Annotated in this window: 2 protein-coding genes; both read right to left on the reverse strand. The window is 32.4% G+C overall.

What is annotated here, in order from left to right:
* Positions 1-140: 140 nt before the first annotated feature.
* Entirely contained in the window at positions 141-407 is a 267-nt protein-coding gene (locus Megvenef_RS08425; protein WP_322777494.1) for a zinc ribbon domain-containing protein YjdM, read from the reverse strand.
* 462 nt (positions 408-869) lie between these two features.
* Complete coding sequence (locus Megvenef_RS08430; RefSeq protein ID WP_322777495.1) at positions 870-2,606, reverse strand: hypothetical protein; 1,737 nt, start codon at positions 2,604-2,606, stop codon at positions 870-872.
* Between the last annotated feature and the right edge of the window lie 305 nt (positions 2,607-2,911).

A 2,911-nucleotide genomic window follows, 5' to 3' on the forward strand; every position in this document is an offset into this window, starting at 1 on the left:
CTATGGCTCATTTTATGATCAAATTCGAAGGGAGAATTTAAGTGCCTATAATCGAATTTACACAAATAGATGGAAAGTCTCTTGTAACATAATCCTAATAATTATACTCTCTTCAAGAAACATGCTTTTAACATAAACTGTCAAGCATTTGTTTTGCATTCTACCTCATGATCGCCGTCAACTAATAGTATATTTTTTATTTTTGTACCGCCTTTGAGATTTATGGAAGAACGCTTGACCTTGAGATCTTTAATCAAGACGACATCATCACCACTCCCAAGGACATTGCCGTTAGCGTCTTTGATAATCGCTTCATTATTTTCTGGCTCTTCTATTTTTACAAGAGGTTGTTCATCGCAACAATCAGCACAGATGAGCAAATATCCGTCGGAGTAAATATTTGTCATATAATACTCTTGTATATTGCCTGTACGTCAGGCGTTTGAATGAGGAAAATAGTAGTACCTCTTTTGACCCAAACGAGGGCGTCATTTATTTGCTTTTGTTCAATTTCATCATACAGCGCTGTATTTGATATAATGCTATAATATATTTTGTCTTTCATATTATTCTATAATTTTTGTAGTTACGATGGTCACTAATAATACGATTATAGTATCAGTTTATGATGATTGCTTCAACCTGGACTAATCAGAACCCTGAATTCAGGCGTCGTAGTCGGTAAAAGAGGACTAATAGAAACTGTATGGCCAACTGAAAATTACTGCCAAATTGAACGTATTGTTGAGAATGCATTTGTTAACATCGTATCTGATCTTATTGCTTATGCATTTAGGGAATGTAAGCCTTCTATGAAAATCTCAAAAATATCTGCTCACAATAATTTCCTTCAAACTGAGGTTTAATTACTATTTTAATATTTTTCTCAATTCTTTTATTGCTTGATCACAAGATTCAATCAAGTTTTTGAAATGTTTTTCTAAACTACCATCGTAATCATTTTTAACTTTATCGATTAGGATTTTACCATTTGATTGATTATGTGCACATATATTTGAACGTAGTTTATTTAACTCGAATAAAGGGTTCATTATCGTACTTATTAGTTGATCGTCATATTCTTTTTGCGTAAGATATTTGTTTAAAATTTTTAATGAGCCATCGTTAGCCTCTATTGTAACGCCTGATTCTTTTGCTAATATAGTTATATATTTCTTGTTTAGCCCATCTACTAACAACTTGTTTAAGTTATTTATTGCCGCTTCCCATTCTGGTTGAGAACTCGTTGAAAGATAATGCACTCTATCAACTAATTCTGATGATTGTCCTTGATACCAGTTTAACTGTTCATTACACATTGTCTTTAACTCTGATTTTAGGCTGTGTAAAGGGTCGTAACCATAGTAAATCTTTCCTTCAAAATCATTGATAAACGCTCTCTTTGAAATTTCACTCTTGGGTTGTTCGTTATATACTTTCCAATGCAGCTGCTCTTCATAAGGTAATTTGCCCAGGTCTATTAAATACGCATGTACTTGATCTTCGTCATTTAGGTCATAGGATTTTAGAGACCATCCCCCTCTGCAGCTTATCGATCTTCCATCTATAGCATATTTATCAGGATCATTCTGATATTTTAATAATACATCTTTTTTAAAAAAAGCAGGTGAAGTTTCATATGGGAGTTCCGATTTAATAAAATAATTACCTAGTTTCCGTGGATCACATGATAATTCGCAAACTAAATTGTTTTTCCAATCATGAGTGATAAATTCTACATATCGTTTATCCACATCATTGTTGTAACAAATAATATTTCTTAACACGTTCTCCCTAGGCTCTTTGCAATCAATAATCTGAAATCCTCTAAGATAACTAGCGGTAGAAATATGTTTTCCATTACCAAAAATCTTTTCCTGTTTATTTTTAACTAATATTGGTTTTCTCGGTTCATCCCAATTTTGAAAATTCTTTGATATGCGTGTAACATCGAACATTCTTACTAGGATCATATCAGTTATTGCCATAAACTGCTCTAAAACTTCTCTTCTTGCAGTAACAGCGATCACTCGTTCTTCTTTATAATGAACTGTAATATGCTTAACTATTTCACCTAAGTGGTCAAATTTACAAAAAGCTTTGCACTCAGGCACGTAATGCAAATCTTGCGAATGTAGAATTTTTTGTGAGATCTCTATGTACTGCTTTTGATTGGCTCGTCCGTCAAATTCTCTTAATGACAGTATTCTTTCATTTTTTGAGATGCTCTTAGCACCAATAATGGTTGTAAGTGATTCTTCCTCTAATCGAAAGTCATAATCATTGATAGCAGCATGTATTTTATTAGGGTAGGTGTAATTAATATTCCAAAATGCAGAAGGAGAAAAATCCCATGCAAATATTTCTTTAATAGTTGAATCATTAACTGGGTTCACCTCGACTTTAGGCACAAAAAAACTGTTCAGCAACATTGAAGAGGGAAAATTAGTACTGGCATAGATTACTACCTCATCATCCAACTTATTCTTGGCAAGGAAATATAGAATATCTTCATATAATAGCCATTTTTCATAACTATCAGTTTCAGATTGAGAAGGATTTTTACTGCATAAATTAAGCAAGTAATCTATAGTTTTTTTTGCCATAATCAGATCGCACTAGGCTGAGTGCTCAAGACAAATACTTCACTGGTTTTATTTCTAGTTTTAGTCATAAATAATCAATAGTCAATTATAAGTGGGTTTATAATAACGGTGTATTATAGATTATGCTATGGTTTAAAATAGACTAGTTTTGAGTGGTCTACGTGAGGTATACTCAAAATAGATTAGACTTAAAGGGTACTTTTGAGTTTTAGGAGTTCGTCTTCTGAAAAGCCAGTAACTGAAGAAATAAATTTAAGATCAATTTTATCCTTGAGCATATTAACAGCTGTTTTCTCTAAAATTGT

Source organism: Candidatus Megaera venefica, assembly GCF_034554655.1.
Taxonomy (GTDB): domain Bacteria; phylum Pseudomonadota; class Alphaproteobacteria; order Rickettsiales; family Rickettsiaceae; genus Megaera_A; species Megaera_A venefica.